The following is a 24,241-nucleotide window of genomic DNA, read 5'->3' as shown; positions in this document are numbered from 1 at the left end:
TGCGGTCGACGGTCAGAAGGCGTTCGCCTGTTCGATCCAGCCGGAGATCCTGTTGGGAGAGAGGTCGGTCGCCTCCCCCAGTTCGTCGGCGTCGGCCGCCGCGAGTTCCGAGACGGTCGAGATCCCGGCGTTTTCGAGTCGCTCGGCGTAGGCCGGTCCGACACCCTTGATCTCGGTGACCGGTGCGTCGTCGTCGACTGGGGAGTCGTCGTCGGTCGGTTCCGGGGTGGCCGCCGCTGCCGTCGTCTCGGACTCGTCGTCTGTGTCCGCGTCGGCCTGCTCGCTCGCGGGCTCGGATTCGGTCGCCGTGTCGGCATCGTGCGTTGCTCCTGACGTGTCAGTCTCGGTCCCCTTGACGGCGTCCTCCGACTCCGTCGACGGCTCGCGCTCGACGGTCACGTCGACGTCCTGTGGAGTGTTTCCCCCGGCGGACGGCGACCCCGAAACGTCGAGCCCGAGTGCCGATTTCAGTTTCTGCAACAGACCCATGTGAGGGGCTACTGGTCGCCGACACTTAACACCTTCCGGGTTAGTGGCAACCTTCTCACAGGCGATCGCGGAGTGCGTCGTTCATGTGATCGACCGGTGCATCCAGGCCGGTCCAGCGCTCGAAGGCTTCGACGCCCTGGAACAGGAGCATCCACGCGCCGTCGACGGTCGTCCCACCGGCGGCGGCGGCGTCCCGGAGCAGTCGCGTCTCGATCGGCGAATAGACGGCATCGAGGACGGACAGATCGCCGTGGAGGGCGTCGGCCGGCACCGGGGTCGCGTCCTCGTCCATCCCGACGCTGGTACAGTTGACCAGCACGTCCGCGTCGGCGACGGTGTCGTGCAGTTCGTCGAGCGCGTGGCCGGTCGCCCCCGGCACGTCCGCGGCGAGGTCGTGAGCGCGCTCGACGGTCCGGTTGGCGATCCGGACGGACATCCCCTTGTCGGCCAGCCCGAACGCGACCGCCCGACCGGCACCGCCCGCGCCGACCACGACTGCGGTGCCGTCGAGGGCCACGTCGTGACGGCGGAGCGCGCGCACGGCACCGACGGCGTCCGTGTTGTAGCCGCGTGGCTCGTCGCCGGTCAGGTCGACCGTGTTGACCGCACCGATCCGCCGGGCCAGCGGATCCGGATCGACGGCCTCGAAGGCCGCCTGCTTGAACGGGATCGTGACGTTCAGACCCACGATTCCCAGCGTCCGGGCGCTCTCGATGGCGGCTGCGGCCGCGTCTTCGTCCGGTTCGAAGGTGACGTAGCGAGCGTCCATGTCGAGCTGTTCGTAGGCCGCTTCGTGCATCGGCGGCGACAGCGAGTGACCGACCGGGTTCCCGATCAGACCGAACACGTCCATATCTCCTGGGCACGCGCGGTGAATATCAAAGATACGGTCGCGACGACCGGCGACCACTCGCCGGCCGTTCCGCAAGCTTTTCGAACGGACCTGTCCAGGGGTGTGGTAGTGAGCCGCCTTCGTCATCCACTGGTGCAGATCGGAGTCGTAGCCGGGCTGACAGCCCCCTGGATGGTGCTGTTCGTCTACAACACGCTGGTCGGTGTCGGTCTGCTCGCCGGCAGCGTCGTCCACCTCGGAACGCTTCCGGAGGTCGCCCTGACGGGGATCGCCGTCCTCGGTGCGTCCTTCCTGCTGGCCTGGGGTGCCGAGACGGCGGAGAAAGACGTGCCGCGCGCCTTCGCGATCGCCGTCCTCGCGGTGCTCGCCGTCGCACCGGAGTACGCCGTCGACGCGCTGTACGCCTGGAACGCCGGTGCCGGTGGCGCGACGACCGAAGCCTGTAACGCGCTCTCACCGGCCGCTATCGAGGCCGGCGAGACGGCGCTTACCGGGGCCTGCCACGACGCCAACCTCGCCGTGGCCAACATGACCGGCGCGAACCGCATCCTCATCGGAATCGGCTGGGCCGGTATCGCCGTGTTCACCGTCTGGCGGGCCTTCGAGACGAAAGATCCCGCCGTCCAGGACCGCGAGGGATGGCTCGGCGACTCGGTCCAGCTCGACACCGACATCGCGACCGAGATCACCTTCCTCTTCGCGGCGACGGCGTGGGCCTTCCTGGTGCCACTGGGCGGCGGCATCGACATCCTCGATACGGTCGTCCTCGTGGGGATCTACGTCGCCTACATCGCGTTGATCCTCAAATCCGACATCGAACAGGGCGAGGAACACGTCGGCGTCCCCAGATACCTCCAGCAGTGGCCGCTGCCGTGGCGACCTCTGTCCGTGATCGTGCTGTTCGTCTACTCCGGCGTCGTGATCTTCACGGCCGTCGAGCCGTTCGCCCACGGGCTCGAACAGATCGGGATCGACAACGGCGTCCCGCAGTTCTTCATGATCCAGTGGGTCGCGCCACTGGCCAGCGAGTCGCCGGAGCTGATCGTCGTCGCGGTGCTGGTCAACAAGGCACGCTCGACGGCCGGTTTCAACGCTCTGATCTCCTCGAAGCTCAACCAGTGGACGCTGCTGATCGGGACCCTCTCGGTCGTGTTCTCGCTCTCGTACGGTGCCTACGGTGTCCTGCCATTCGACGCGAAGCAGGCCGCCGAGATCTGGATCACCGCCGCCCAGTCGTACTTCGCGCTGGCGATCCTCAGTAACTTCGAGATCAGCATCCGCGAGGCGCTCGTCCTCTTTGGCCTGTTCGTCTCGCAGGTGATCTTGGAGTTCGTCCTGATCCGCGAATGGCTGGCTCTGCCCGTCGACAGCTACGAACTCCTGTTGGTCTACACCGCGGTCTACCTGGTCGCCGGGACGGCGCTGCTGGTCAAGCGTCGCCAGTCGGTGCAGTTACTGTTCGGGTTGACCGCCGACGCGGTCCGTGACGCGACAGACCGTGAGCCCGTCCACGAGGAGTTCGCGGACTGATGCTCGCCGTCGTCGTTTCGCGGTCGGACTCGGCCTCCAAACACGTGGGCGAACGGCTGCTCGATCTTGTCGAGTGGACGGAGACCGTCGACGAGGAGCGGCCGGACGGCGACGGTGGCGGCACCGTCTACCGTCGGGACGGGATCGAACTCCGAACGTTCGACGCGATCCACCTCGACCTCGAATCGGTCGCGACGGCCTTCGACGACCCCGACCTGCTCGTCTTCGCGTCGCGCCACGCCGGTGAGACGGGGCCGCTCCTGACCGCCCACCACACGGGAAACTTCGGGCCGGCGGAGTTCGGCGGCGCGGACGGCGTCCTCGCCCGTGCCTGTCCGAACGCACACCGCAGAGTCGTCGAGGCTCTCGAATCGTTCGCGCCCGAGGGCTACGAGGTTGGGATGGAGGCGACCCACCACGGCCCCAGCGTCGTCGGCGCTCCCTCGATGTTCGTCGAAGTCGGGAGCGACGAGCCCCAGTGGGACGACGCCGACGCCGCGCGGGCAGTCGCGCGAGCGATCCTCGCGCTCGAAGACACCGAGCCCGACACGCCGCGTGAGAACGGAACGCGTCGCCACCTCGTGGGCTTTGGCGGCGGCCACTACGCGCCCAGGTTCGAGCGCGTCCGCCGCGAGACCGACTGGGCGATCGGCCACGTCGGTGCCGACTGGGCGCTGGACGCGATGGGCGATCCCCGGGACAACCGGGACGTGATCGAGCGGGCCTTCGAGCAGAGCCGTGCCGACTACGCACTGCTGGAGGCCGAGCGGCCGGCACTGCGCGAGACGATCGAAGACCTCGGCTATCGGGTCGTCGACGAGACGTGGGTCCGCGAGACCAGCGGCGTCTCGCTGGGACTGGTCGACCGACTGGAAGCCGCGATCGGACCCATCGACGACGGCCTCCGGTGTGGCGAGCCCGCGAGAAACCACGACGGCGAGTTCGTCGTCTGGGATCCGTCCGAGGAGTTGCTGGCCAGGGCGATCGGGATCGACCGGGAACGGACCCGAGCGGTCGTCGCCCGGACGGCGCTGGCGTTCGACACCGAACAGAACGGGACCGAAGTCGTTGGCCCCGTGGCGCTGCCAGCGCCCGACGACCGCGAGCCCATCGTCGAGGGGGTCACCGCGGTCCTGGCACAGTCCTACGACGAGGTCGCTCGGGACGGCGACCGTCTCCGGGCTCGCGAAACCGCCTTCGACCCGTCGCTGGCCCGCGAGCACGGCGTTCCGGAAGGCCCGAAGTTCGGACAGCTATCGGCCGGCCGCTCGGTCGAGGTCGACGGCGAGACCGTCGATCCCGCGGACGTCGTCCGAGAGCGCGTCGACGAGTTCGAACTCGCAGAAGTACGGTCTCCGTAACTGTTCGGCCCGAAATTGGCCGTCGCCGTCGAGATACGTCAGCCAGTCGTCAGACAGCAGGGGAACACTAATAAGCGCTCGTTTGTTATCGGCGTTCAAATTATGGACTCCATAATCGACGACGCAATCGACGAGGCCGAGGAGGAGCGGGAGGGAGACGATCCCGCTTCCGAGGGGCCCGACCAGGACCAGAGTTCGACCACGCCAGACGCCACGAACACGTCTGGGACGATGACGGACGACGAGCTGGCCGACGTGGTCAAGGACCTCGAAACCAAGATCACCGTCGTCGGCTGTGGGGGCGCGGGCGGCAACACGGTCACCCGAATGATGGAGGAGGGGATCCACGGCGCGAAGCTCGTGGCCGCCAACACGGACGCCCAGCACCTCGCCGACGAGGTCAAGGCCGACACGAAGATCCTCATCGGGAAGAAGCGCACCGGCGGCCGCGGTGCCGGGTCGGTCCCGAAGATCGGCGAGGAGGCCGCCCAGGAGAACATCGAAGACATCCAGCAGTCCATCGACGGCTCCGACATGGTGTTCGTCACCGCTGGACTGGGTGGCGGGACCGGGACCGGTGCCGCCCCCGTCGTCGCACAGGCCGCACAGGAGTCCGACGCGCTGACGATCTCGATCGTCACCATCCCGTTCACCGCAGAGGGCGAGCGACGCCGCGCCAACGCCGACGCCGGCCTCGAACGCCTCCGAGCCGTCTCCGACACCGTCATCGTCGTCCCCAACGACCGCCTGCTCGACTACGCGCCCTCGATGCCGCTGCAGGACGCGTTCAAGATCTGTGACCGCGTGCTGATGCGTTCGGTCAAGGGGATGACCGAACTGATCACCAAGCCCGGCCTCGTCAACGTCGACTTCGCCGACGTTCGCACCATCATGGAGAACGGCGGCGTCGCGATGATCGGCCTCGGGGAGTCCGACAGCGAGAACAAGGCCCAGGACTCGATCCGCTCGGCCCTGCGCTCGCCGCTGCTGGACGTGGAGTTCGACGGTGCCAACAGCGCGCTGGTCAACGTCGTCGGTGGCCCCGACATGTCCATCGAGGAGGCAGAGGGCGTCGTCGAGGAGATCTACGACCGGATCGACCCCGACGCTCGCATCATCTGGGGCGCGAGCGTCAACCAGGAGTTCGAGGGGAAGATGGAGACCATGATCGTCGTCACCGGCGTCGAGAGCCCGCAGATCTACGGCCAGAGCGAGGCCGAACGTGAAAAGGCCGCCCAGCAACTCGGCGAAGACATCGACTACGTCGAGTAGTCGCCGACGGACCGGGGTGTCGTCCGTCACGCGGGCGACGCCGCGACGAAATGCCGACCACAATATAGAAAAGCCCCCGGTGGCTACCGGTCGGCATGGACGTACCCTACGATCTCACCTCGTACGTGCGGGTGCTCAAGCTCGCCAGCACGCCCTCCTGGGAGGAGTTCTCCAGGGTCGCCCTCATCGCGGGGGCTGGCATCGTACTCGTCGGACTCATCGGATTCGTCATCTTCGTGTTGATGTCGGTCGTCCCCGGCTCTACGCCAGCGTGATACTATGGGAATCTACGCAGTCAAAACCACGGCCAGTCAGGAGCGCACCGTCGCAGACATGATCATCAGCCGCGAGGAGGAGTCGATCCACGCCGCCCTCGCGCCGGACTCGCTGACCAGCTACGTCATGGTCGAGGCCGACGACGCCAGCGTCTTCGAGCGGATCTTAGACGAGATCCCCCACGCCAACGGCGTCGTCCCCGGCGAGTCCTCGATGTCGGAGGTCGAGCACTTCCTCTCGCCGAAACCCGACGTGGAAGGGATCGCCGAGGGCGACATCGTCGAACTCATCGCCGGCCCGTTCAAAGGCGAGAAGGCCCAGGTCCAGCGCATCGACGAGGGCAAAGATCAGGTCACCGTCGAGCTGTACGAGGCGACGGTCCCGATTCCGGTCACCGTCCGCGGTGACCAGATTCGGGTGCTGGACAGCGAAGAGCGGTGACCGGAGGGAACCGGTTCTCGAATCGTACGAACGGGGAGGAACCGTAAGCCAGCATTCGGCGACTCCGTCGCCGATTCACTCGACCGAGCGAAGCGAGATCCACATTTTGGAGGAGTGATCCGCGAGCACTGCGAGCGGACCCGACGCTGAAAAAGGTGGAGGCCCGACGGTCCCGATCGGGAGTGCTACGGTAGCAGCGACCGCTTCGAGAGGTCGACGGTCACGTCGGGATGGTACTGGGTCCATTCGTCGGCGTCGGGCTCGCGATAGGAGAGGGGCACGGCGTCGAAGTAGCCACGGAGCGTGTGGGTTCCGGTGTCGACGACTCGCTGGCCGTGGATCTCGTACTGTGCGCCGACCGACTCGCCGCCGTCGAGCGTGTTCGTGAGCGGGGTGTTGTCGAGGTGGGCGCTGTTGGTCGTGACTTCGACCCGATCGGTCTCCTCGTACTGGTCCGACAGCAGGAGGATCGCGTCGGGTCCGCGTTCGCCGGGTGGGGACAGGCCGAGCATGCCGAACGGCCAGACGCCCGTCGTTCGAATCTCGATGGCGTCCTCGCCGGTGTTCCGGAGCCGGAGCGCGAGCGTGCCGGGGCTGTCGACCGTCACACTCCGGTCGACGGGAGTCACGTCGAGTGCGAGTGGGGCAGCGATGTCGTCGACGGCGACGGCGCTCACGGCGTACTCCGTGTCGGCCAGACAGCCCGCGAGCCCGCTCATGGCCGCGGTGGCGACGCCGAGATAGCGGCGTCGGTTCATCGGTCCACCTCCCCCGTACGAACGGAGTCGCCTGTGAGTTGCATAAACACCGCTTCGATGGTCGCGTCGGCCGACAGATCACATCGATCTCGGAGTTCGGCCAGCGAACCCTCGGCGACGAGTCGACCCCGGTGGAGGATGCCGACGCGATCACAGACCAGTTCGACCTGTCCGAGCACGTGACTGGAGAAAAACACCGTCGCGCCGCGTTCGGATTCGGCTTCGACGACCGATCGAACGAGGGACGCCCCGTGGGGATCGAGCCCGGTGAAGGGTTCGTCGAGCACGAGGAGGTCGGGGTCGCCGACGAGACTCATCGCGAGGGCCAGGCGCTGTTCCATCCCCTGGGAGAACTCACCGGCGGGCTTGTCGATCGCGTCGACCAGCCCGACGCGTTCGAGCAGCGGTCGCGGCGTGTCGTCGGCGCGCTTCGTGTCGATGACGAGTTCGAGGTGGCGTCGCGCCGAGCGCTCGTCGTAGGTGTCGAACCGGTCCGGGCAGATGCCGACCCGCTGGTGACAGGCGACCACGTCGTTCCACGGATCGTGGCCGAGGACCCGCGCCGTGCCGGCGGTGGGCTTGATGTAGTTCAACAGGAGGTTGATCGTCGTCGACTTGCCGGCTCCGTTGGGCCCGAGGAAGCCGTACACCTCGCCTCGCTCGACGGTCAGATCCAGCTCTGAGAGCGCCGTCGAGTCGCCGTACTGCTTCGTGAGGCCGTCCGTTTCGATAGCGGGCGGCGTCACGCGAGATCCCCCCGTTCGAAGCGATAGCGAGCCAGTGCCAACGGCACGACACACCAGGCCACCAGCACGACGAGCCCGAGCGCTTCGTGGAGGAAGGCCGGTGCCGTGGTCTGGCTGAACGCCGCGTCGACGACGAACGCGTTCACGTTCGTTCCCGGCTGGAGCTTGGTCAGGACCACGCTGTAGCCCGCGCCGGAGTTGCCGACGCCGAGGAGCCAGTTCGTCACGACGCCGTAGGCGCGTTCCGGAGTGAGACGGAGCAAGACGAACAGGAGTCCGTCGGCCGGCGCGGCGTACGGATCGGCGGCGCTGCCGGTGAGTGCCCCGTAGACGGGGCCACTCGCGAGGCGCTGCCAGAAGACCGTGAGCAGGAGATAGAAGCCGCCGAAGACCAGCGCTGTCGCGCGGACCGTGCTGGTCGTCACCGCCGACACCGCCGTGGCGACGGAGACGAGTGTGAGGACGTACAGCAGCGTGACGAGCGTGACTCCGAGAAAGAGCAGCGGCGAGAAGAGCCCGAAGCGAACGGCTCCGAGCAGCCCCAGGACGATCGCGGCCACGGTGACCGGGACCGCGAGGCCGACGCTCCGGCCGATGACCTTCCCGACGAGGATGTCGGTGCGGGTCACCGGCAGCCCCAGCAGGAACTTCAGGCTGCCGGTGTCTCGTTCCTCGACGATCGCGCGGTAGCTCAGCAGCAACACGCCCAGTGGGAGGAGAACGCTCCCAGCCGACTGGAGGAAGGCGACCGTCATGTTCCGCCCGAGTTCGTCCCAGGCGAGGTACTGCGGGCGGTACGCCCAGCCGACGAGGAGGAGGGCCAGTAACCAGGGACCTTTGGCGGTGAGAAGCGCGGACGCCTCGTTGCGAGCGATCGGGAACCATCGCGGGAGGGCCATACGATGGGGTCTGTCTCGCCATCTGATAATACTACCTATCATACGGAAAGTTGTAGGCCTTTACCAGATCGACCGCACGCCGTCGTGCGGTCGACTGGGTAAACGCCTACAACCGTCCGTATCAGTCACGAGCTGCGAGAACGGCGACACGCAGCTACGGCGCACTCTCGTCGCCTTCGAGGCGGTCGATGACTTCTCTGATGTCGGCGGTCTCCTCGATGCTCTCCTTGACGTTCTCACGCCGGCGGACCTCGGAGGCGTCGGCGTCGTAGGCTCGGACGTACTCGGCGCGGCTGTGTTCGTCGAACGCGTGACGGATCGCGAAGTAGCCGTCGGGAAGCACCGCCCCACAGACCTTACACGCGATCCGCTCGTGTTCGATAGACTGGTGGACGATGAGGTCCTCCACGCGTTCGAAGACTTCGCCGTCGGCGTCGATCGCACACTCCCAGCGTGGCATTGTCCGAGGGGATGCGAGCCGGAGTCAAAAGCGTTCTCCCCGACGGCCGGGTCGTGTTCAGATAAGAGATCAGTGCAGGCAGTCTGAAGCACCGAAAGGGCGAGGCGCGGTCCGGGGTTCTGCGGCGGCACTATCCGAACGGAGTGAGGATATCCGCCACAGAACCCCGGAGCGGGCCGAGGGCTTTCGGTGTCTCCAACTCAGAAAATGCAGCGGCTTATTTGAACACCGCCGACGACCGAGGGTAGTGTTCAGATAAGAGGGAGAGTAGCGTGATTCACTCGACCGAACGGAGTCGTTCGAAAGGCGTGAAGCGCCTTTCGTGATGAGAAGAGAGCTTCGCTCTCTTGAACCATGAAGTCGACTTTTTCACCCGTGTTTTCGACGGGAGCAGTTCGAGCGCGCCGAGGGCGCGACTCGAACCCGCCGAGCAAAGAGGTGAGTTAGTAGAACTCTCGGACGAGATCCATCGCACCGTCGGGTGCGCCGTCCGGGATCTCGCTCATGTTCTGGTCGAACCCTTCACGCTCGTCGAAGGGCACGGAGTCGTCGTCGCGGTAGAGGACGCCCATGTACTCCTTGTCGCCGTCGAGGATCTTGTCCTTGGCCTGGTCGGCGTCGGTCGGGTCGTGGTCTTCCTCTTCGAGGTCGACGATAGTGTCGCGGAAGTAGTCGTAGGTGTCCACGTCGTTGAACGTCACGCACGGCGAGTAGACGTTGACGAAGCCGAAGCCGTCGTGTTCGATTGCCTCCTGGACCAGCTGGGCGTGGCGCTGGGAGTTCGAGGAAAAGGACTGCGCGATGAACGTCGCGCCCGCGGAGAGGGCGAGCGCCTTGGGGTTGACCGGTGGCTGGTTCGGCCCGTCCGGCGAGGTCGAGGTCTCGAAGTCCTCGCGGGAAGTCGGCGAGGCCTGTCCCTTGGTGAGTCCGTAGATCCGGTTGTCCATGACCACGTAGGTCATGTCGACGTTCCGGCGGACGGCGTGGATGAAGTGGCCGGCACCGATGGAGTAGCCGTCGCCGTCGCCGCCAGCGACCATCACTTCGAGGTCGGGGTTGGCGAGCTTGACGCCGATGCCGACCGGGAGCGCGCGCCCGTGGACGCCGTGGAGCGCGTAGCTGTGCATGTACGTTCCGATCTTGCCCGAACAGCCGATCCCGGCCACGACGAAGGTGTTGTCGGGGTCGTTGCCCGTCTCGGCCAGCGCTTTCATCATGCCGTTCATGGTCCCGAAGTCACCGCAGCCGGGACACCAGGTCGGTTGCTTGTCGGACTTGAAGTCGGTAAAGCGAATGTCTGAGCTCATGCTGACACCTCTGTCTCCTCGGCGACCGCGTCTTTGATCTCTTCGGCCAGTTCGTCGGCCTTGAAGCGGACGCCGTCGTACTTGTTGACGCGGTCGACGCGTTCGAGCACGTCGTGTTCGATCACGTCGGCGAACTGCCCGGTGGCGTTACACTCGACGACGATCGTCTGCTCTGCGGCCTCGATCTCCTCGCTGAGGTCGGGCCGCGGGAAGATGTAGGGCACCGAGATGAAGCGCACGTCGAGGCCGTCCTCGGCGAGCATCTCCAGTCCTTCGCGCATCGCGCCCTCGTTCGAGCCCCACGAGACGACCAGGGTGTCGGCGTCGGGATCGCCGAACTCGCGGTAGTCCCAGTCTTCCCGTTCGCGGGCGGTCTCGACCTTGCGTTCGCGCTTCTCGACCTGGTCCTCGCGGACCTCGGTGTCTTCGGTCCGGCGACCGAGCGCGTCGTGTTCGAGGCCGGTCGTCATGTGTGCGCCGCCGCTCGTTCCGGGGAAGGTACGGGGCGAGACACCGTCGGCGGCGGGGAAGTGTGGCTGGAACTGCTCTTTCTCGTTTTGCCAGCTATCGATGTCGTCCTCGTCGACGACCTTCCCGCGCTCGATCTCGACCTCGTCCATGTCGAAGGTCTCGGGCGCGAACGTCTGTTCGGTCACTGCCAGCGCGAGGTCGGACACGAGAAAGACCGGCGTCTGGTACTTCTCGGCGAGGTTGAACGCCTCGACGGTCTTCCAGAAGCACTCCGAGATGTTCGTCGGCGTGACGACGAACCGCGGAATCTCGCCGTGGCCGCCGTACAGCGCCATGTTGAGGTCGCCCTGTTCCTGCTTGGTCGGCATCCCCGTGGAGGGACCGGAGCGCATCACGTCACAGATCACCAGCGGCGTCTCGGTGGTCGCGACGAGCCCGAAGGTCTCGGTCATCAGGTCGATCCCGGGGCCGGACGTGGCCGTCATCGCGCGTGCGCCGGCACGGGCAGCGCCGAGCGCCATGTTGATCGCGGCGAGTTCGTCCTCGGCCTGAACGACCTTGCCGCCGAACTGGTCGACGCGGCCGGTCATGTACTCCATCACGTCCGTCGCGGGCGTGATCGGGTAGCCGGAGTAGAACCGACAGCCGGCGGCGATCGCGCCCATGCCGATGGCCTCGTCGCCGTTGAGCAGGACGTAATCGTTGTCGGTCGTCTCCAGCGAGTAGCCGTAGTCGTGGTCGTATTCCGCCTGGACGAACTCCTGGCCGGCGCGGGCGGCCTTCTTGTTGTTCTCGACGATCGCCTCGCCTTTGTCGCCGAAGCGCTTCTCCAGGGACTCGTCTAAGTTCTCGATGGGGAAGCCGGTCACTTCACAGGCGGCCCCGAGCGCGACGACGTTGGCCATGATCGCGCCGCCGGCCTCCTCGGCGAGTCGCTTGAGCGGCACTTCGAGACCGATCATCTCCTCGGGGATCTCGACGTTCTGCATCGTCGTCCGCTCCCCGTCGTAGATGATGACCGAGCCCTCGTGGAGCTCGTTCATGTTCTCGTCGATGGTGCGTTCTGTCAGTGCGATCAGCACGTCCAGTCTGTCGACGACACTCTCGACGCGGTCGACAGCCGTCCGGACTTTGTAGGCCGTGTACCCACCGCGGATACGCGACGCGAAGTCCTTGGACGTGAAGACGTGCCGACCTGCCCGCGAGAGTGCCTGGGCGAAGATCTTCCCGGTAGAGTTGATTCCATCGCCGGCTTCGCCGCCGATGGCCCAGTTGAGGTCTTCGGGCATTCTAGCCTCGGGTACCCGTCGCCAAAGGAAAAACCTTCTGTAAACCGTCGACTATCGGGTGGGGCGATTCGGTGATCGTGGCGGCGGGAACATATACCCGGTTCCGAGTCACAACTTTCGCCACGCGGTGCGTCGCCGGGACCGAAACCGGCTTGCCGCCGATCCACCAAGCGGTCCCATGGACGACACCGACTGTCGCGTCGCGGCTGTCCGAGCGGTCGGCCCCGACACGGTGGCGATCGACATCGAGACGCCGACGGAGTTCTCGGCTCGACCCGGCCAGTTCGTCAAGCTCACCTTCGAAGTCGACGGCGAGACCGAACCGCGATTCTACACGATCTCCTCGCCCGAGGTGACTGAGACGTTCGAGATCACCGTCGGGATCGATTCCGACGGAACGGTCGGACCGCTGCTGGGCGGTCTGACGGCCGGCGACACCGTCACCGTGGCCGGTCCCTTCGGCAGTGACTACTACGAGGACGAGTCACGAGCGGTCGTGCTGGCCGGTGGTCCCGGTGTCGGCCCCGCCGTCGGGATCGCCGAGCGCGCGCTGGCCGAAGGCAACGACGCGGCGATCGTCTACCGGGACGACGAGCCGGTCCACGAGGAGCGACTGGCGGCTCTCGACGACGCCGGTACGTTCGTGCGACTCCTGGACGCCGACGAGGATCTGACCGACGCCACCGCCGCGGCGCTCGAAGACGGCGGCCAGCTGTTCGTCTACGGGTTCGCCGACTTCATCGACGCGGCGACGGCCGCCGTCGAGGATGCCGGCGGGACGACCGACGACGCCAAGATCGAGAACTTCGGGTAGCTGGGAGTCCCAGGGTGCTCCGCTGGGGTATCGGGGAACAGCGTCGTCGGGCGATTCCGGAGGCAAAAAGTATTTTACCGACAGTGTGCCAAAAGATACCATGCGCGAGGCAAGTCGGACGACGCGCCAGCGCATCGCCGACCGACTCCGGGCCGAGGCGCTCGCCGCGGGCGCGATCGCTCGCGAGTTCGAAATACCGACCAGCGACGCGCTCGATCACGTCGAACACATCGCTCGCTCGCTGGAGTCGACAGACGAGCAGTTACTCGTCGCACCGCCGGCCTGTGAGGAGTGTGGGTTCGACGACTTCGACGACCTGACAAATCGGCCCAGCAGGTGCCCCGAGTGCAAGAGCGAGGCGATCTCCGAACCCGCCTATCGCGTCGAGTGACGCTGTCGGGACCGGGGCTCCGACAGACTGCTCGGCGTGCCGTGTTCAGTTCCCCGAGAAGCCGATCCGGCTCCCCGAGGACAGGTCTCCGTCGTCGGCCGGTCCCAGCCCGCCGAACTCGCAGCCGTCTTCGGTGAGGTAGACGCCGCCGTCCGCGACGGTCACGTCGACCTCGCTGAGTGTCGCGCCCTCGCAGGGACCGAAGTTGCAGTATCCAGTGTCGGTCTCGAAGGTCGCGCCGTGTTTCTCACAGACGAGTTCGGCACCCCGTAGCGTCGCCCCCGAACCCTTGTCGAGACGCACGTCTCGCCAGTGTGGGCAGTAGTTCTCGAAGGCGACGATGCCGTCGGACAGTCGCAGTAAGATCCCCTCTCTCCGTTCGCTCCCGTCGACGATAGTGAACAGCACGGTACCGTCGTCGGGAACGGCCTCGGTATCGACGATACGTCGGTCGGCGTCCATGCTCGCCTCTCCGTTGGAGGGAGGTCCGTTTCAACGCCCCGATTCTGTACGGACCTCTCCCAGCGACTGAAAACGGGGATCTCCGTTTATATAACGGTGGTTCGAACTACGCCCATGTTCGTCCGAAGCTTCGTTCTCGGGGGTACGATCGCTTCAGCCGTCGCGTTGCACTCGTCGCTCGAAACGGTCCTGATGGACACGATTCTGGGCGTCGCCATCGCGATCGCGGTGTTCGTCCTCTACTACGCGCTCGTGTTACGCCCAGCACGGGACGGCCGCGGCTCCGATTCCTGATACTGCCGGCTGTAACTTCGTTCGGATATTCGCCACTCCGGGGTGGTGAAATCCGTGACAGAGTTACAGCCGGTAGTATGAGTCGATGGCCCCATCGCCGCCCGTTCTCTCGGCTCTCTCCGTGACGGCGTCTCTCTGCCGCTTTGACATCCGTACGAGGAGACGCACCTAGAGGTACGCGGCGTCCCAGCGCGTGGGCTTGCGGGCGTTGCCGCAGTTGTCACACTCGATCCGTCCCATCGCGTCCATCGCGTTCGCGAGCGTGCTACAGTTCGCACAGTAGTACCCGTACGGATCGCCGCCCGCCTGGTCTCGGTACACCACGTGAAAGGCGTCGACGGAACCGTTCTCGGTCGCGTCGTGGTCGACGAACACGGTGGTACCGTCGGTCTCGATGGGCTCGCGACCGCTCGGGCTGGTTTCGACGTAGCGTCGCTCGACGTAGGTTCGCCCGTCGATCTCGACGGACTCCTCGCCGGCAGGCTCGAAGCCCTTCGAACGGTAGAACGCGTTTCCGTCCGCGTTGTCCGAGAGCACGCGTCCGTGGATTCGCTCGGCACCGAGCGATTCGAGTTCCGTCCTCGTCGCCTCGAACAGCTCCGAGGCGATGCCGTGACCCCGGTAGGCCGGGTCGACGTGCAACCAGAGGAGCGTCCCGATCTCTGTGCCGGCCAGCGTACTTTCGGAGAAGCCGACGACCTGCTCGTCTTCGACGGCGACGAGCAACACGCGACCGTCGTCGGACAGCGTCTCGTCGAGTCGCTCCTCGCCGTACCACTCCTCGATCGCACTCGTGATCGCGTGCGGTCCGAGCGAGTACGACGCCTGTAACGATCGTCGGGCAACGTCGCGGATCGCGGGCTTGTCGGCGGACGCCGCTCTTCTGATCGACATACGTCCTCGTTCGGGCTCCGGTGGGATAAAAATTCAGATGAGCAACACTACTTCTGGTGGAGTCGTATGTTTTCGACCGGCTTTCCCCGCACAGTTCCCTAGAACTCCTAGAGGTGTGGGGGCCGTGATTTACTACTTTATTCTTTCCCGAAGAAACGCTTATTACTGTCCGAATGCCTGTCTTCTATTGTTGGAGGTGTACGATACGGCAACGAAAACTCGAACGGTGACAGAAGATACCATCGACCCTTATCTGGCATTCGACGCTCCAGAGCGTACTTCTCGGTGGCAGGTCTCGACCGCATTCCACACGTCGCTCAACCACGACCGCGGTCGAATCTGTCGGCGGTGTTCAGTTTAGCAACTGTGTTTGCAGAGCCGCAGACACCGAAAGCCCTCGGTACGCTCGGCGGTTCTGTAGCGGATATTCTCCTTCCAGTCGAATAGTGCCGCTGCAGAACCGCCGACCGCGCCTCGCCCTTTCATCCGGCAGGTTTCGGCTGCTCGGTCATCTAAACCCTGGCGGATGAAAGGGCGAGTGCAGTTGCGGGAACCCGGACCCCACAAGCACGCGAGCAAAGTGAGCGCGCGCAGCGTGGGTCCCGGGACCGCAACTGTACGAGGGCTTTCGGTGCCTCCACAATGCCACTCTCGATCTCTTCTCTGAACACTACTAATCTGTCGCCCCTGTCTCTTTTCGTGTTGCGGCTCTCTAACCGTGTGTCAGCCGAGGGCTCTGACAGCCGACGGACGGAGCAGTGAACATTCGGCCAGTCGCTGTCGGACGCGCCGTGACGTTCAACGACCACGATCGAGACACGCGTTCGTCCCTCTCTTCGCCCCGGCCGACACGGAGAGTGTCGCTGTGGCGCTTCTGGTGCCTGCTCGTGGGGGAATTCGGGATCGTTTCGAGTCGTTGGAGGTGTCGTAACGCTAAAGAGTCGAACGGACCTTTTTGTACGTAAGATGAATACCGAACTGCGACGACGGAGGTGCTTCTGTGGGCGTCGAAATCCGTGAATCACCGGTTTCGGACGCCGAGTTCGAGGCAATGCGGGACTTCGTCCACGACTATCTCGCCGCGAGCGTCGAGAACGAAGCGGAAGGCGGCCGAATGCGGTGGTACCCGTGGCACTCCGCGGAGTATCGCTTCAACCACATCCTGAACGTCGTCGATCTCGCCGTCGAGATCGCACGCGAGGAAGGAGCGAACGTCGACGTGACCCGCGTGGCCGCGCTGTTTCACGACATCGCGAAACTGGAGGCCGAGCAGGACGTCCACGCGGAGGTCGGCGCGACCATCGCCCGCGAGTACCTGCTGAGCCACGGCGACTACCCGGACTCGTTCGTCGAGCAGGTGTGTAGTGCCGTCCGCGACCACTCCTACCAGGACGATCTGACCGACCTCCCGCTGGAGACTCAGTGTCTCATCGAGGCCGACGTGCTCGACAAGGTCGGTGCCAACGGGACGGCGCTGATGCTCCTGCGGATGGGCTACGAGTCGCGCTCGCACATGGACGCCGCCGAGATGGTCGGCCGCGTGATCGAACGCGGCGAGGACGCTCGCCAGCGCATCGAGAGCGAGACCGCCGAAGCGATCGTCCACCGCCGGCTCAAACGAGCCAAGTGGTTCCAGGAGTGGCTGGAGCTGGAAGTCGCCGAGATGGACGACGACTCGCACGTCGGCGACGTGGCCACCGGCGTCGGCGGCGACGACTAGAGCCGACCCACGGCTTCGACGAGAAAGAGGCCACCGAAGCCTGCCAGCACGAGCGCCGAGAGCCACGCCACCGCCGGTGCGAGGCGCTCGACACGCTCTCGGGCCCCGACGAGCGCCGCGGGAAAGCTCGTGATCCACAGTACGATGCCCGCGAACAGCCCGACCAGCAGGACGGGATGGCCGGTCTGGACGACGACCTGCTCTGCCAGTGACGGGCCGACGACGGGAAGCGGTGCCAGCACGTCCAGTCGGCCCTGCTCCAGCAGTCCGACGCCGACGGTCAGCCAGAACACCACCTGATAGGGGTTCGTCAGCGCCAGCACGAAAGCCTTCCAGAACCCGTTTCCGTCTCCCGAATCGTCGCCGACGAACGTCTGTGCGTCGTCGATTGCACCCACCGCGAAGTACAGCATCAACAGGCCGCCGACCGCGAGCATCGCCGTCTCCACGTTGGGGTTGTCGCGCACGACTGTCACCAGACCGACGATCGCGAGGCCCAGAAAGGCCAGGTCGGCGATCATCGCGCCGAGGCCGGCCCGGAAGCCGGCATGCCACCCTCGGAGGACGCTCTCCTCGGCGATCACGGCGTTCATGGGTCCCGGTGGGGCCGCCAGCGCGAGTCCGAACACGACGCCGCCAAGCAGTGTCACGAACAGTTCCACGGGAGGCGTTGGTCTCTGTCCGGTGTAATCCTGTCGTTCGCGACCGTCGGCACTGCTGGACGGGCGTAAACGGGAGAGAGTGAGAGAGAACTTACAGCTTGCCGGCCTTCTGCAGCTTCATGAGGTCCTCGGTGTCGAGGGTCTCGCCTTCCTTGAACTTCTGGTAGATCTCTTCGGCCTCCTCGCGGGCGGCCTCCTGCTTTTCCTCGCGAGCCGAGCGTTCCTCGGCTTCCTCCTTCTTGTCCAGTTCGCGCAGGCGCTTCTGGACGCGCACGAAGTCCTCGTGGTGCTGGTCGGCCGCTTCCTGGGCCTCCACGAACTTCTCGTGCATCTCGTCGGCCTCGTCGCGGATGTCGTCGGCCTCGCGATAGGCCTCGATCATCTCGTTGTGGTGCTTCTGGGCCTCGTCGGCGAGCTCGGTCACCTTCTGGTGGTGCTGGCTGGCCTCCGATCGGACCTCCTCGGCCTCCTCTTTGATGCCGTCGAGGTCCTCCGTCTGGTCGAGCTTCTCTTTCTTGCTGGCGAGCTTGTCGCGCTTCTCCTCGATCTTCTCGATGAGTTCGCGCTCGTCCTCGCTGGAGAGGACTTCCGTCTGCTGTTTGAATTCGAGGTCCTCGATCTCGGACTCGAGCTCATCGATGGACTTGCCCTCGTCGAGCTCCATCTCGTTTTTCAGCTGCTCGACCTTGTCGAACAGCTCGTTGGCCTCGGCGTTGAGCTCGTTGCGGCTCTCTTTGTGTTCCTGAACCTTTTCGTTGAGCTCGTCGCGCTCCTCGCGGTGTTCCTGGGCCTCGTCGACCTTCTCACGCGTCTTGGCGTTGAGATCGTCCCGGTCGGACGCGCGCTCGGACGCCATCTGGTTGAGTTCGTTTCGTCGGTCTCGAAGCTGTCCCGCGAGCTTGATGAGCTCGCCTTTGGACTTGTTTTCGAGATCGTCTTCTGTGAGTTCTACGTTCTTCGATTGATCTATCGAATCTACCATTGTTGTTAATCCTCGATGCCATGTCCGCCACGACGCTGGGCAGTCGACTCCCTAACGATGATGGGCTGTCTCCGATAAGCAGGGTTCCCTGTCATGCTGGGCGTAACGCGATACTGCCTGAACGTCGAAGACGTTCTGGTAGCTACACATTCGGGTGGGTGTTGTTTAAATATTCCGGTACACCAACTACCGTGGTTGCCCGTCACACGGCCCAGAACGGTAATTGTGAGACATTCACACGGAACGCAGTCAACTTAAACCGTGTACCGGTTCCGTGCGACCATGTCGTCGATCGCGACCGCGAGGGTCACGTCCGAGCCGGCCGGCGGCGCTATCGTCGTCACCGTCTGGCGACCGCAGGCCTCGATCTCGACTTCGGTCTGCTCTCTGTCGCCGTCTACGTCCCACTCGACCGTCGCGAGACCGCCGGTCGGCCGGTCGTGGACCAGTACCACCTCGCTGTCGCCCGGCGTCGGGTCGGCCAGCAGGACCTGTGTCGGCTCGTAGGCGCTCTGGAGTCGCTCGAAGGCGGCTTTGGGCGTCCCGTCCTCGGCGAGGACGCCCATGCCGGCCCCGTCGGCGTCCCGGAGCGTGTCGACGGCGAGTACGTCGGCGTCGCGTCGGCGGAGCGTCTCGGCGACGGTCCCGACGACGCTGGCCTGCATCGCCTGGGAGTCGTCGACACCGCCGTCGACGCGGGCAGCGCGGCGTTCCCCCTCGAAGGCGGTGGCCTCGTCGTCGCCGTTCGCGAGCGCCCCGGCACCGAACGCCGCGACCACGGTGCCGAGCCCGTAGCGATCACAGAGCCACTCGGCGTCGCGAGCCTCGCCGAACGTCCAGCCGGGATACATCGTCGCCGCGTCGGGGTCGATGCCCGCCGGCCCGACGACGGGGAACGCCGGGACCTCGGTGATGCCGTCGGCCACCCGCCCCGCGGACGCACCGTCGTAGTCGGCACGCCACGCCCGCCAGCGGAACCGAACTCGGTCGAGCAGTCCCGAACCCAGCCCGTCGGCGTAGTCTGTGACCGGCCCGTCGTGGACGCTGACCGCTGCGAGGCTCGGGTGCCGACGGCGCGACCACACGAGCCGCTCCAGTAGAGCCGCGGCGCGGTCGACGTCGAATTCGCCGGGTCCGGTCAGCGGGAGGTCCTGCCAGACGAGCACTCCCTGCTCGTCACAGGCCTCGTACACTGCGGGCGAGAGCGCGTGGGCGTGGGCTCGAACGAGGTTCGCGTTGGCGTCGACCGCCCGCCGAACGTCTTCGACCGTCCCGTCGACGAGAGTGACGCCCCGCGCCGGGACGCGCTGTCCGTTGACGAGCAGTCCCGACTCGTCGTACGACACCGACCGCAGTCCGGTCTCTACCGTCCGCTCGTCGTCGGCCAGCTTCGCCCGGACGGCGTAGCGCGGCTGGCTCCCCACGTCGTGGGGCCACCACAGCGAGGGGTCTCGTACGTCGATCTCGTGGGCGACCGTGGCTCGGCCGGCGTCGGTGTCGACCCGCGCTCTGTTCATCATTCCTCCGCCCCGAACCTCGCTGGTCGGCCGCAAGGAGAGTGTCAGCCGGTCGTCGAGCGGTTCGTCGGTGACGACCGTCGCCTCGACCGCGACCGAGGCCGACTCCCCGTCGACGCGGGGCGCAACGTTCAACTCGGCGACGTACGGGTCCGGGTGGGTCTCGATGCGCGCGTCCCACCAGATTCCCGGCACGGACGACGCGGTCGGAACGCGGTCGGTGTCGTAGATCCCGCCGAACCGATCTTCGGGACGGCGACACTCGACGAGCAACTCGTTGTCCTCGCCGACGGGCAAGGGCACTCGGAGTGGCTCGAAGTACGCGTCGTGTTCCGCGATCAGTTCACCGTCGAGCCACACGCGCGCGTGAGCGTAGACTCCCTCGAGTACCAGAACAGCGTATGCTTCGTCTGGGTCCCGTGGGTCGTCGAACCTCGCCCGGTAGGCCACGGCCTCGGCGTCGACGAACTCGGTCGGTCGCCCGGGCACGTCGATCGGCTGCCAGGTCTCGGCTGACGGCGGATCTCCCCCCGGATCGACCGCCCCAGCGCTCCACTCCAGCGACATGCATCATCGGGCGTTCCCCGTGGGCATATCCTTTACCCTCGACAACCACTTTCACTTTCACTCCGGGGTTTCCGGACCTTGACGTGGGTGTCGGCCGAACGACTGACCATGATCGAGGAACTCACGACCGGTTCGGCCACCTGTGAGGCACCGGAGTGTGACCGAGCGCTGCCGGAGGAACCCGCCATCGTCTTCGAAACGGCCGCCGGTCGCCAGTCGGCCTACGAGTGTGTCTGCGGTGCGGTGACGATCGCCGTCTCCCGGCCCGAGTCGACCCGCTGAAGTACGGGCGGCGGCAGGCGTCCGTATGGACGAAGTCGTTCACGCACACGGCCACGAGCACGTCAGCGCCGAACACGAGAGTACGCTGGAAGTGACCAGCGACGACTTCCTCACGCCCGCCGGGGACTGTATCCTCGGTATCGAGGCCGACCGAGTGCCCAGCGAGTTCGACCCCGACTTCGTCGCGGCCTGCCGGGACGACGAGGCGACGATCACGATGACGATCGAAGCCGGCGGGCACACCGACACCGTCACTGGCAGCGGTCATCCCGACCTGACCTTCGAGAGCGACCGGAGCCACGTCTGTCGGACCAGCGACTACGTCGACGACCGGACCGTGATGGTCGAGGCCGACGCTGCCGCGACCGACCTCGATCGAGGGCTCGTCGCCGCGCTCGCGGACGGTGCCGGCGCGACGATCACGCTCGCCGTCGAGAGGCCCTGACGGAACTGGAGAGCCTTTATCCCGGCTGGCCCAAGACACGCCCATGAGTGACGATCCCGACGCCAGTCCGCTAGCAGAGCTGTGACCAAGTCGGCGTCGAATCGTCCACTGGCGAGGTCGTCGATCCTGCGCAAGCGGTCGAATAGCGGCGCTTCAGACCTCGATCGCGTCGTCGATCCGGGCGAACTGGTCGTCGGACAGCTCGACCTCGACCGCGCCGAGGTTCTCGTCGAGCTGGTCGACCGTGCGTGCACCAATGATCGGAACGCAGGTGAACCGCTCGTGGTCCATCAGCCAGCGCAGCGAGACCTGTGCCGGGGTCGCGTCGGCCTCGTCGGCGACGGCCAGGACCTCGTCGAGCACGTCCCAGGCCCGTTCTGTCAGGTACCAGTCCTCGAAGTGGTCGTCGATGTCGCCGCGGGAACCGTCCGGGGCCTCGACCTCGCCGTCGCCGACGCGCTCGTACTTGCCGGTGAGGAAGCCGCCGTGCAGCGGCGAGTACGGGCAGACCGCGAGGTCCTGATCGGCACACACGTCCAGGTACTCCGCCACCGGTTCGCGGTAGGTCGCAGAGTACTGGGGCTGAGTGACCGTGAAGGCCTCGTAGTTGTTCACGTCGGCCTCCCACAGCGCCTTCGTGAGCTTCCAGGCGTCACACGTCGAGATGCCGACGTAGTGGACTTTCCCCTGGCTGACGAGGTCGTCCAGCGCGCGCAGCGTGCGCTCTGGCGGCGTCCCGTCGTCGAAGCGGTGACAGTAGAGGATGTCGAGGTAGTCGGTGCCCAGTCGGTCGAGCGAGCCCTCGACCTCCGCTTTGACGTTCTTCTTCGAGAGGTTCTCCTGGAACCGAGAGACCTGTGACCAGTAGCACTTCGAGGCGACGACGAAGTCCTCGCGGTCCCGGTCTTCGAGCCACTCGCCGATCCACGTCTCGCTGCGGCCCTGCCCGTAGCCGTTGGCGGTGTCGATGAAGTTCCCGCCCTGCGCTGCGAAGGCGTCGAGCAGTTCGTGGGCGTCCTCGCGGTCGGTCTCGACGACGCCGCTGTCCTCGTGTTCCAGCCCGAACCGCCACGTTCCGAAACAGATCGGTGACACCTGCAACCCAGTCGAACCGAGTCGTGTGTACTCCATGTGTTGTGAACGATTTTCCACTCACATAAAAATCGTGGTCTGGACGGCCTGCGCCGGACAGACAGTGGTCCCGGCTTCGGGGCAGTGACGGCTGCCGTCGCTGGTACTACCGGCTGTGCGTCTGTGACGAACGTCCAAGCCGGAAAACACTGATCGGGGCCTGTGGTCTCTCCTGTCTGGACCCGTCAGGAACCCAGGTGACTGCGCTGTTCGACCTCGGCGGCGACGTGGATCCCGTCGTCGAACTCTCGGCCCGCGACCGCGCGGGCGAACTCCTCGTGGTCGACGATCTCGATCGTGCGCGTGTAGACGGTGTAGTCCCAGGACTCGAAGCGCCCGCCCGCCGGGTCGAGCGTCTTCGACTGTGGCACGCGCAGGTGGTCCGGTGGCTGCGGGTGTGGGCCCTTGAGCTCGACACCCTTCCGTTCGGCCTGTTCTTTGATCTCGTCGACGACGCTGTCCAGACGCCGTCGATCTCCGCTCTCCAGTGTGAGTTTCGTCACGAAGGGCATCTCTGGTGTTTGTGTCGGCGAGCGTGCTCAAAAGGGCTCGCTTTCGGACCGGACTAGATCTCCGACAGCGACTCGTAGTCCGCCCAGCACTCGCAGTCGAGATCCTCGATCGACGTGACCTCGTCGGGGAGGTCCGAGAGCGGCATCCAGTCGCTCTCCTGTTTCTCGCAGTCGTCGTCGTGGACCGAGAAGTCGTCGGCCGACATGTACGGCATACGTTTTTGCATACGAAACCACGATCAAAACAGTGTCGCATCGCAGTCGGGACCGTCGGCCCGCGGTCGTGACGAGGGCCGCCAGTTCGGTCTGGCGACGCTGCACACGGACGGCACAGAGGGACCGAGTCGCGGCACGGCGGCACGCTTGCGACCGCTGCGGGTGTCCGCCCGGCCGTCGTCGCTCCGATATCCTCATAAGTAGGGCCGGTCTAAGCTACGCTAATGATCGAGGCCACGAGCGCGGGAGCCATCCTCTTTCGCGACACGCGTGGCCGGCGGGAGTACCTGCTGCTCAAGAGCAGACCCGGTGACTGGGAGTTCCCCAAGGGCGGGGTCGAAGGCGACGAGGAGCTACAACAGACCGCCATCCGCGAAGTGAAAGAGGAAGCCGGAATCGGCGATTTCCGGCTGTTAGATGGCTTTCGCGAAGACTACGACTACGTCTTCGAGGCGAACGGCAACACCATCCACAAGACGGTACATCTGTTCGTCGCGAAGTCCTACGAGGCATCGGCAGAGCTGTCCAACGAACACCGCGACCTGCAGTGGCGCGACTACGAGCAGGCGATCAACACCGTCACGCAGGACGGTCCTCGTGAGATCCTCGAACAGGCTCACGAGTTCCTCGACGAGAAGCTAGCGGAGTGAGCGGCGTGTGGACCGTGTTCCGGTCCACCGCCTGCACTCTGGCGCATATTTCCTTAGCGGTATCTTTTAGACACGATGGGCTGTACGCGATAAGCACGAATGTTTGGTTTCGACGATTCCGAAGTCAAGAAATCGATCGGCACGATCTTCGTCGCGCTTCTCGTGATGGGGTTCGTTCCGATTATCAACTTCATTCGAATCGTACCGTTCTTCAAAGAGGTCGTCCTCGGTGCGGCGGTCGTCGCCGTCTTTACGTCACTCTCGGAGGTCAAACGCGGGATCAAGTTCGCGCTCGTCACAGGGATGATCGCAGCTGTCGCGTTCAACGTCGTATTCATCCCTGGACAGATCATCCTGAGTGGCGTCATGGGTGCCGCAAGCGGTGCGACCGGCGAAGCGGCCGGCGGGATGGCACTCCTGAGCGGTATCGGTGCGCTCTCCAATCTCATCGGCCTCCTGTTCATGTCGCCGATCGGATACACCATCGGTGGTGCGATCGGGAGTGTCCTCAACTCCTGATCGGTCTCGTAGCCCGCTGTTCGGTACTGTG

General features: G+C 65.5%; 29 protein-coding genes. 13 read left to right on the top strand and 16 right to left on the bottom strand.

Annotation, left to right across the window (positions count from 1 at the left end):
• Positions 1–12: 12 nt before the first annotated feature.
• Both HALKA_RS0111175 and HALKA_RS0111170 read right to left on the bottom strand, forming a co-directional pair.
• Positions 13–489 (bottom strand): DUF4332 domain-containing protein, encoded by a 477-nt coding sequence (locus HALKA_RS0111175; RefSeq protein WP_018258076.1) that lies wholly within the window; start codon positions 487–489, stop codon positions 13–15.
• A gap of 55 nt (positions 490–544) precedes the next feature.
• Positions 545–1,342: a shikimate dehydrogenase gene (locus HALKA_RS0111170; RefSeq protein ID WP_018258075.1), complete on the bottom strand. Its 798-nt coding sequence runs from the start codon at positions 1,340–1,342 to the stop codon at positions 545–547.
• Positions 1,343–1,513: 171 nt separating this feature from the next.
• On the opposite strand from HALKA_RS0111170, the gene HALKA_RS0111165 reads away from it, so the two are divergent.
• The 5 genes from HALKA_RS0111165 (at position 1,514) to HALKA_RS0111145 (ending at position 6,222) form a co-directional block, all read left to right on the top strand.
• The gene (locus HALKA_RS0111165) at positions 1,514–2,872 is read left to right on the top strand and encodes a calcium:cation antiporter family protein (protein WP_018258074.1); all 1,359 of its coding nucleotides are present in this window, start codon (positions 1,514–1,516) and stop codon (positions 2,870–2,872) included.
• Entirely contained in the window at positions 2,872–4,233 is a 1,362-nt protein-coding gene (locus HALKA_RS0111160) for a D-aminoacyl-tRNA deacylase (protein ID WP_018258073.1), read from the top strand. Before HALKA_RS0111165 ends, HALKA_RS0111160 begins: the two co-directional genes overlap by 1 nt.
• Before the next feature lie 102 nt (positions 4,234–4,335).
• The gene (ftsZ, locus tag HALKA_RS0111155) at positions 4,336–5,505 is read left to right on the top strand and encodes a cell division protein FtsZ (protein WP_018258072.1); all 1,170 of its coding nucleotides are present in this window, start codon (positions 4,336–4,338) and stop codon (positions 5,503–5,505) included.
• 95 nt (positions 5,506–5,600) lie between these two features.
• Positions 5,601–5,780 (top strand): protein translocase SEC61 complex subunit gamma, encoded by a 180-nt coding sequence (locus HALKA_RS0111150; RefSeq protein WP_015763884.1) that lies wholly within the window; start codon positions 5,601–5,603, stop codon positions 5,778–5,780.
• 4 nt (positions 5,781–5,784) lie between these two features.
• Complete coding sequence (locus HALKA_RS0111145) at positions 5,785–6,222, top strand: transcription elongation factor Spt5 (RefSeq protein WP_015763885.1); 438 nt, start codon at positions 5,785–5,787, stop codon at positions 6,220–6,222.
• A gap of 185 nt (positions 6,223–6,407) precedes the next feature.
• On the opposite strand, the gene HALKA_RS0111140 is transcribed toward HALKA_RS0111145, so the two are convergent.
• The 6 genes from HALKA_RS0111140 to HALKA_RS0111115 all read right to left on the bottom strand — a co-directional run bounded on the left by HALKA_RS0111140 (position 6,408) and on the right by HALKA_RS0111115 (position 12,152).
• Positions 6,408–6,980 (bottom strand): DUF8130 domain-containing protein, encoded by a 573-nt coding sequence (locus tag HALKA_RS0111140; RefSeq protein WP_018258071.1) that lies wholly within the window; start codon positions 6,978–6,980, stop codon positions 6,408–6,410.
• Positions 6,977–7,726, bottom strand: a complete 750-nt coding sequence (locus HALKA_RS0111135; RefSeq protein ID WP_018258070.1) for an ABC transporter ATP-binding protein — start codon at positions 7,724–7,726, stop codon at positions 6,977–6,979. Before HALKA_RS0111135 ends, HALKA_RS0111140 begins: the two co-directional genes overlap by 4 nt.
• Positions 7,723–8,625 carry an ABC transporter permease subunit gene (locus tag HALKA_RS0111130; RefSeq protein WP_018258069.1) on the bottom strand — a complete coding sequence of 301 codons (903 nt, stop codon included), beginning with the start codon at positions 8,623–8,625 and terminating at the stop codon, positions 7,723–7,725. Before HALKA_RS0111130 ends, HALKA_RS0111135 begins: the two co-directional genes overlap by 4 nt.
• Before the next feature lie 154 nt (positions 8,626–8,779).
• Positions 8,780–9,085, bottom strand: a complete 306-nt coding sequence (locus HALKA_RS0111125) for a DUF7565 family protein (protein ID WP_018258068.1) — start codon at positions 9,083–9,085, stop codon at positions 8,780–8,782.
• A gap of 443 nt (positions 9,086–9,528) precedes the next feature.
• Entirely contained in the window at positions 9,529–10,392 is an 864-nt protein-coding gene (locus tag HALKA_RS0111120) for a 2-oxoacid:ferredoxin oxidoreductase subunit beta (RefSeq protein WP_018258067.1), read from the bottom strand.
• Positions 10,389–12,152, bottom strand: coding sequence for a 2-oxoacid:acceptor oxidoreductase subunit alpha (locus HALKA_RS0111115; RefSeq protein ID WP_018258066.1), 1,764 nt, complete (start codon positions 12,150–12,152; stop codon positions 10,389–10,391). The genes HALKA_RS0111120 and HALKA_RS0111115 overlap by 4 nt, the downstream gene beginning before the upstream one ends.
• Positions 12,153–12,330: 178 nt before the next feature.
• On the opposite strand from HALKA_RS0111115, the gene HALKA_RS0111110 reads away from it, so the two are divergent.
• Together HALKA_RS0111110 and HALKA_RS0111105 are read left to right on the top strand one after the other, a co-directional pair.
• On the top strand, positions 12,331–12,966 hold the full coding sequence (locus tag HALKA_RS0111110) for an FAD-dependent oxidoreductase (RefSeq protein WP_018258065.1): 636 nt from the start codon (positions 12,331–12,333) through the stop codon (positions 12,964–12,966).
• 100 nt (positions 12,967–13,066) lie between these two features.
• Positions 13,067–13,357 (top strand): transcriptional regulator, encoded by a 291-nt coding sequence (locus HALKA_RS0111105; RefSeq protein ID WP_018258064.1) that lies wholly within the window; start codon positions 13,067–13,069, stop codon positions 13,355–13,357.
• A gap of 45 nt (positions 13,358–13,402) precedes the next feature.
• Here the strand turns inward: HALKA_RS0111105 and HALKA_RS0111100 are convergent, their stop codons facing one another.
• A complete protein-coding gene (locus HALKA_RS0111100) occupies positions 13,403–13,819 on the bottom strand; it encodes a Rieske (2Fe-2S) protein (RefSeq protein ID WP_015764031.1) in 417 nt (138 codons plus the stop codon).
• A gap of 114 nt (positions 13,820–13,933) precedes the next feature.
• On the opposite strand from HALKA_RS0111100, the gene HALKA_RS0111095 reads away from it, so the two are divergent.
• Positions 13,934–14,113: a hypothetical protein gene (locus tag HALKA_RS0111095; RefSeq protein WP_018258063.1), complete on the top strand. Its 180-nt coding sequence runs from the start codon at positions 13,934–13,936 to the stop codon at positions 14,111–14,113.
• A 168-nt stretch (positions 14,114–14,281) separates the two neighbouring features.
• On the opposite strand, the gene HALKA_RS0111090 is transcribed toward HALKA_RS0111095, so the two are convergent.
• Positions 14,282–15,007, bottom strand: coding sequence for a GNAT family N-acetyltransferase (locus tag HALKA_RS0111090; RefSeq protein WP_018258062.1), 726 nt, complete (start codon positions 15,005–15,007; stop codon positions 14,282–14,284).
• Between the two features lie 1,000 nt (positions 15,008–16,007).
• Between HALKA_RS0111090 and HALKA_RS0111085 the strand changes: the two genes are divergently transcribed.
• Positions 16,008–16,727: an HD domain-containing protein gene (locus HALKA_RS0111085; RefSeq protein WP_018258061.1), complete on the top strand. Its 720-nt coding sequence runs from the start codon at positions 16,008–16,010 to the stop codon at positions 16,725–16,727.
• Here HALKA_RS0111085 and HALKA_RS0111080 read toward each other — a convergent pair.
• The 3 genes from HALKA_RS0111080 to HALKA_RS0111070 all read right to left on the bottom strand — a co-directional run bounded on the left by HALKA_RS0111080 (position 16,724) and on the right by HALKA_RS0111070 (position 20,455).
• A complete protein-coding gene (locus tag HALKA_RS0111080) occupies positions 16,724–17,389 on the bottom strand; it encodes a LysE family translocator (RefSeq protein ID WP_018258060.1) in 666 nt (221 codons plus the stop codon). The genes HALKA_RS0111085 and HALKA_RS0111080 overlap by 4 nt on opposite strands.
• A 91-nt stretch (positions 17,390–17,480) precedes the next feature.
• Positions 17,481–18,371 carry a coiled-coil protein gene (locus tag HALKA_RS0111075; protein WP_018258059.1) on the bottom strand — a complete coding sequence of 297 codons (891 nt, stop codon included), beginning with the start codon at positions 18,369–18,371 and terminating at the stop codon, positions 17,481–17,483.
• A 254-nt stretch (positions 18,372–18,625) separates the two neighbouring features.
• Positions 18,626–20,455: a glycoside hydrolase family 2 protein gene (locus HALKA_RS0111070; RefSeq protein ID WP_018258058.1), complete on the bottom strand. Its 1,830-nt coding sequence runs from the start codon at positions 20,453–20,455 to the stop codon at positions 18,626–18,628.
• A gap of 108 nt (positions 20,456–20,563) precedes the next feature.
• On the opposite strand from HALKA_RS0111070, the gene HALKA_RS21420 reads away from it, so the two are divergent.
• Positions 20,564–20,737, top strand: a complete 174-nt coding sequence (locus tag HALKA_RS21420; protein WP_169333102.1) for a hypothetical protein — start codon at positions 20,564–20,566, stop codon at positions 20,735–20,737.
• A gap of 25 nt (positions 20,738–20,762) precedes the next feature.
• A complete protein-coding gene (locus tag HALKA_RS0111060) occupies positions 20,763–21,182 on the top strand; it encodes a DUF371 domain-containing protein (RefSeq protein WP_018258056.1) in 420 nt (139 codons plus the stop codon).
• 153 nt (positions 21,183–21,335) lie between these two features.
• On the opposite strand, the gene HALKA_RS0111055 is transcribed toward HALKA_RS0111060, so the two are convergent.
• The 3 genes from HALKA_RS0111055 to HALKA_RS21415 all read right to left on the bottom strand — a co-directional run bounded on the left by HALKA_RS0111055 (position 21,336) and on the right by HALKA_RS21415 (position 23,040).
• The gene (locus tag HALKA_RS0111055) at positions 21,336–22,313 is read right to left on the bottom strand and encodes an aldo/keto reductase (RefSeq protein ID WP_018258055.1); all 978 of its coding nucleotides are present in this window, start codon (positions 22,311–22,313) and stop codon (positions 21,336–21,338) included.
• Positions 22,314–22,498: 185 nt separating this feature from the next.
• Positions 22,499–22,825, bottom strand: coding sequence for an uS10/mL48 family ribosomal protein (locus HALKA_RS0111050; RefSeq protein ID WP_018258054.1), 327 nt, complete (start codon positions 22,823–22,825; stop codon positions 22,499–22,501).
• Positions 22,826–22,878: 53 nt separating this feature from the next.
• Positions 22,879–23,040 carry a hypothetical protein gene (locus HALKA_RS21415; RefSeq protein ID WP_018258053.1) on the bottom strand — a complete coding sequence of 54 codons (162 nt, stop codon included), beginning with the start codon at positions 23,038–23,040 and terminating at the stop codon, positions 22,879–22,881.
• Between the two features lie 225 nt (positions 23,041–23,265).
• On the opposite strand from HALKA_RS21415, the gene HALKA_RS0111040 reads away from it, so the two are divergent.
• Positions 23,266–23,691, top strand: coding sequence for a bis(5'-nucleosyl)-tetraphosphatase (locus tag HALKA_RS0111040; protein ID WP_015764017.1), 426 nt, complete (start codon positions 23,266–23,268; stop codon positions 23,689–23,691).
• A gap of 99 nt (positions 23,692–23,790) precedes the next feature.
• Positions 23,791–24,210 (top strand): hypothetical protein, encoded by a 420-nt coding sequence (locus HALKA_RS0111035; protein WP_018258052.1) that lies wholly within the window; start codon positions 23,791–23,793, stop codon positions 24,208–24,210.
• The last annotated feature ends 31 nt before the right edge of the window (positions 24,211–24,241 follow it).

Origin of the sequence: Halomicrobium katesii DSM 19301 (assembly GCF_000379085.1) — an archaeon.
GTDB lineage: Archaea > Halobacteriota > Halobacteria > Halobacteriales > Haloarculaceae > Halomicrobium > Halomicrobium katesii.
The sequence above is the reverse complement of the archived record's forward strand: the minus strand, read 5'-3'. Positions and strand labels throughout refer to the sequence as shown.

Excerpts from the sequence above, each read along its gene's own strand:
- ftsZ (WP_018258072.1), top strand. The coding sequence starts at position 4,336 with ATGGACTCCATAATCGACGACGCAATCGACGAGGCCGAGGAGGAGCGG.
- HALKA_RS0111055 (WP_018258055.1), bottom strand. The coding sequence starts at position 22,313 with ATGGAGTACACACGACTCGGTTCGACTGGGTTGCAGGTGTCACCGATC.
- HALKA_RS0111060 (WP_018258056.1), top strand. The coding sequence starts at position 20,763 with ATGGACGAAGTCGTTCACGCACACGGCCACGAGCACGTCAGCGCCGAA.
- HALKA_RS0111120 (WP_018258067.1), bottom strand. The coding sequence starts at position 10,392 with ATGAGCTCAGACATTCGCTTTACCGACTTCAAGTCCGACAAGCAACCG.
- HALKA_RS0111050 (WP_018258054.1), bottom strand. The coding sequence starts at position 22,825 with ATGCCCTTCGTGACGAAACTCACACTGGAGAGCGGAGATCGACGGCGT.
- HALKA_RS0111105 (WP_018258064.1), top strand. The coding sequence starts at position 13,067 with ATGCGCGAGGCAAGTCGGACGACGCGCCAGCGCATCGCCGACCGACTC.
- HALKA_RS0111090 (WP_018258062.1), bottom strand. The coding sequence starts at position 15,007 with ATGTCGATCAGAAGAGCGGCGTCCGCCGACAAGCCCGCGATCCGCGAC.
- HALKA_RS0111075 (WP_018258059.1), bottom strand. The coding sequence starts at position 18,371 with ATGGTAGATTCGATAGATCAATCGAAGAACGTAGAACTCACAGAAGAC.
- HALKA_RS0111100 (WP_015764031.1), bottom strand. The coding sequence starts at position 13,819 with ATGGACGCCGACCGACGTATCGTCGATACCGAGGCCGTTCCCGACGAC.
- HALKA_RS0111095 (WP_018258063.1), top strand. The coding sequence starts at position 13,934 with ATGTTCGTCCGAAGCTTCGTTCTCGGGGGTACGATCGCTTCAGCCGTC.
- HALKA_RS0111170 (WP_018258075.1), bottom strand. The coding sequence starts at position 1,342 with ATGGACGTGTTCGGTCTGATCGGGAACCCGGTCGGTCACTCGCTGTCG.
- HALKA_RS0111175 (WP_018258076.1), bottom strand. The coding sequence starts at position 489 with ATGGGTCTGTTGCAGAAACTGAAATCGGCACTCGGGCTCGACGTTTCG.
- HALKA_RS0111150 (WP_015763884.1), top strand. The coding sequence starts at position 5,601 with ATGGACGTACCCTACGATCTCACCTCGTACGTGCGGGTGCTCAAGCTC.
- HALKA_RS0111165 (WP_018258074.1), top strand. The coding sequence starts at position 1,514 with ATGGTGCTGTTCGTCTACAACACGCTGGTCGGTGTCGGTCTGCTCGCC.
- HALKA_RS0111145 (WP_015763885.1), top strand. The coding sequence starts at position 5,785 with ATGGGAATCTACGCAGTCAAAACCACGGCCAGTCAGGAGCGCACCGTC.
- HALKA_RS0111040 (WP_015764017.1), top strand. The coding sequence starts at position 23,266 with ATGATCGAGGCCACGAGCGCGGGAGCCATCCTCTTTCGCGACACGCGT.
- HALKA_RS0111110 (WP_018258065.1), top strand. The coding sequence starts at position 12,331 with ATGGACGACACCGACTGTCGCGTCGCGGCTGTCCGAGCGGTCGGCCCC.
- HALKA_RS0111140 (WP_018258071.1), bottom strand. The coding sequence starts at position 6,980 with ATGAACCGACGCCGCTATCTCGGCGTCGCCACCGCGGCCATGAGCGGG.
- HALKA_RS0111115 (WP_018258066.1), bottom strand. The coding sequence starts at position 12,152 with ATGCCCGAAGACCTCAACTGGGCCATCGGCGGCGAAGCCGGCGATGGA.
- HALKA_RS21420 (WP_169333102.1), top strand. The coding sequence starts at position 20,564 with ATGATCGAGGAACTCACGACCGGTTCGGCCACCTGTGAGGCACCGGAG.
- HALKA_RS0111130 (WP_018258069.1), bottom strand. The coding sequence starts at position 8,625 with ATGGCCCTCCCGCGATGGTTCCCGATCGCTCGCAACGAGGCGTCCGCG.
- HALKA_RS0111125 (WP_018258068.1), bottom strand. The coding sequence starts at position 9,085 with ATGCCACGCTGGGAGTGTGCGATCGACGCCGACGGCGAAGTCTTCGAA.
- HALKA_RS0111070 (WP_018258058.1), bottom strand. The coding sequence starts at position 20,455 with ATGTCGCTGGAGTGGAGCGCTGGGGCGGTCGATCCGGGGGGAGATCCG.
- HALKA_RS0111160 (WP_018258073.1), top strand. The coding sequence starts at position 2,872 with ATGCTCGCCGTCGTCGTTTCGCGGTCGGACTCGGCCTCCAAACACGTG.
- HALKA_RS21415 (WP_018258053.1), bottom strand. The coding sequence starts at position 23,040 with ATGCCGTACATGTCGGCCGACGACTTCTCGGTCCACGACGACGACTGC.
- HALKA_RS0111035 (WP_018258052.1), top strand. The coding sequence starts at position 23,791 with ATGTTTGGTTTCGACGATTCCGAAGTCAAGAAATCGATCGGCACGATC.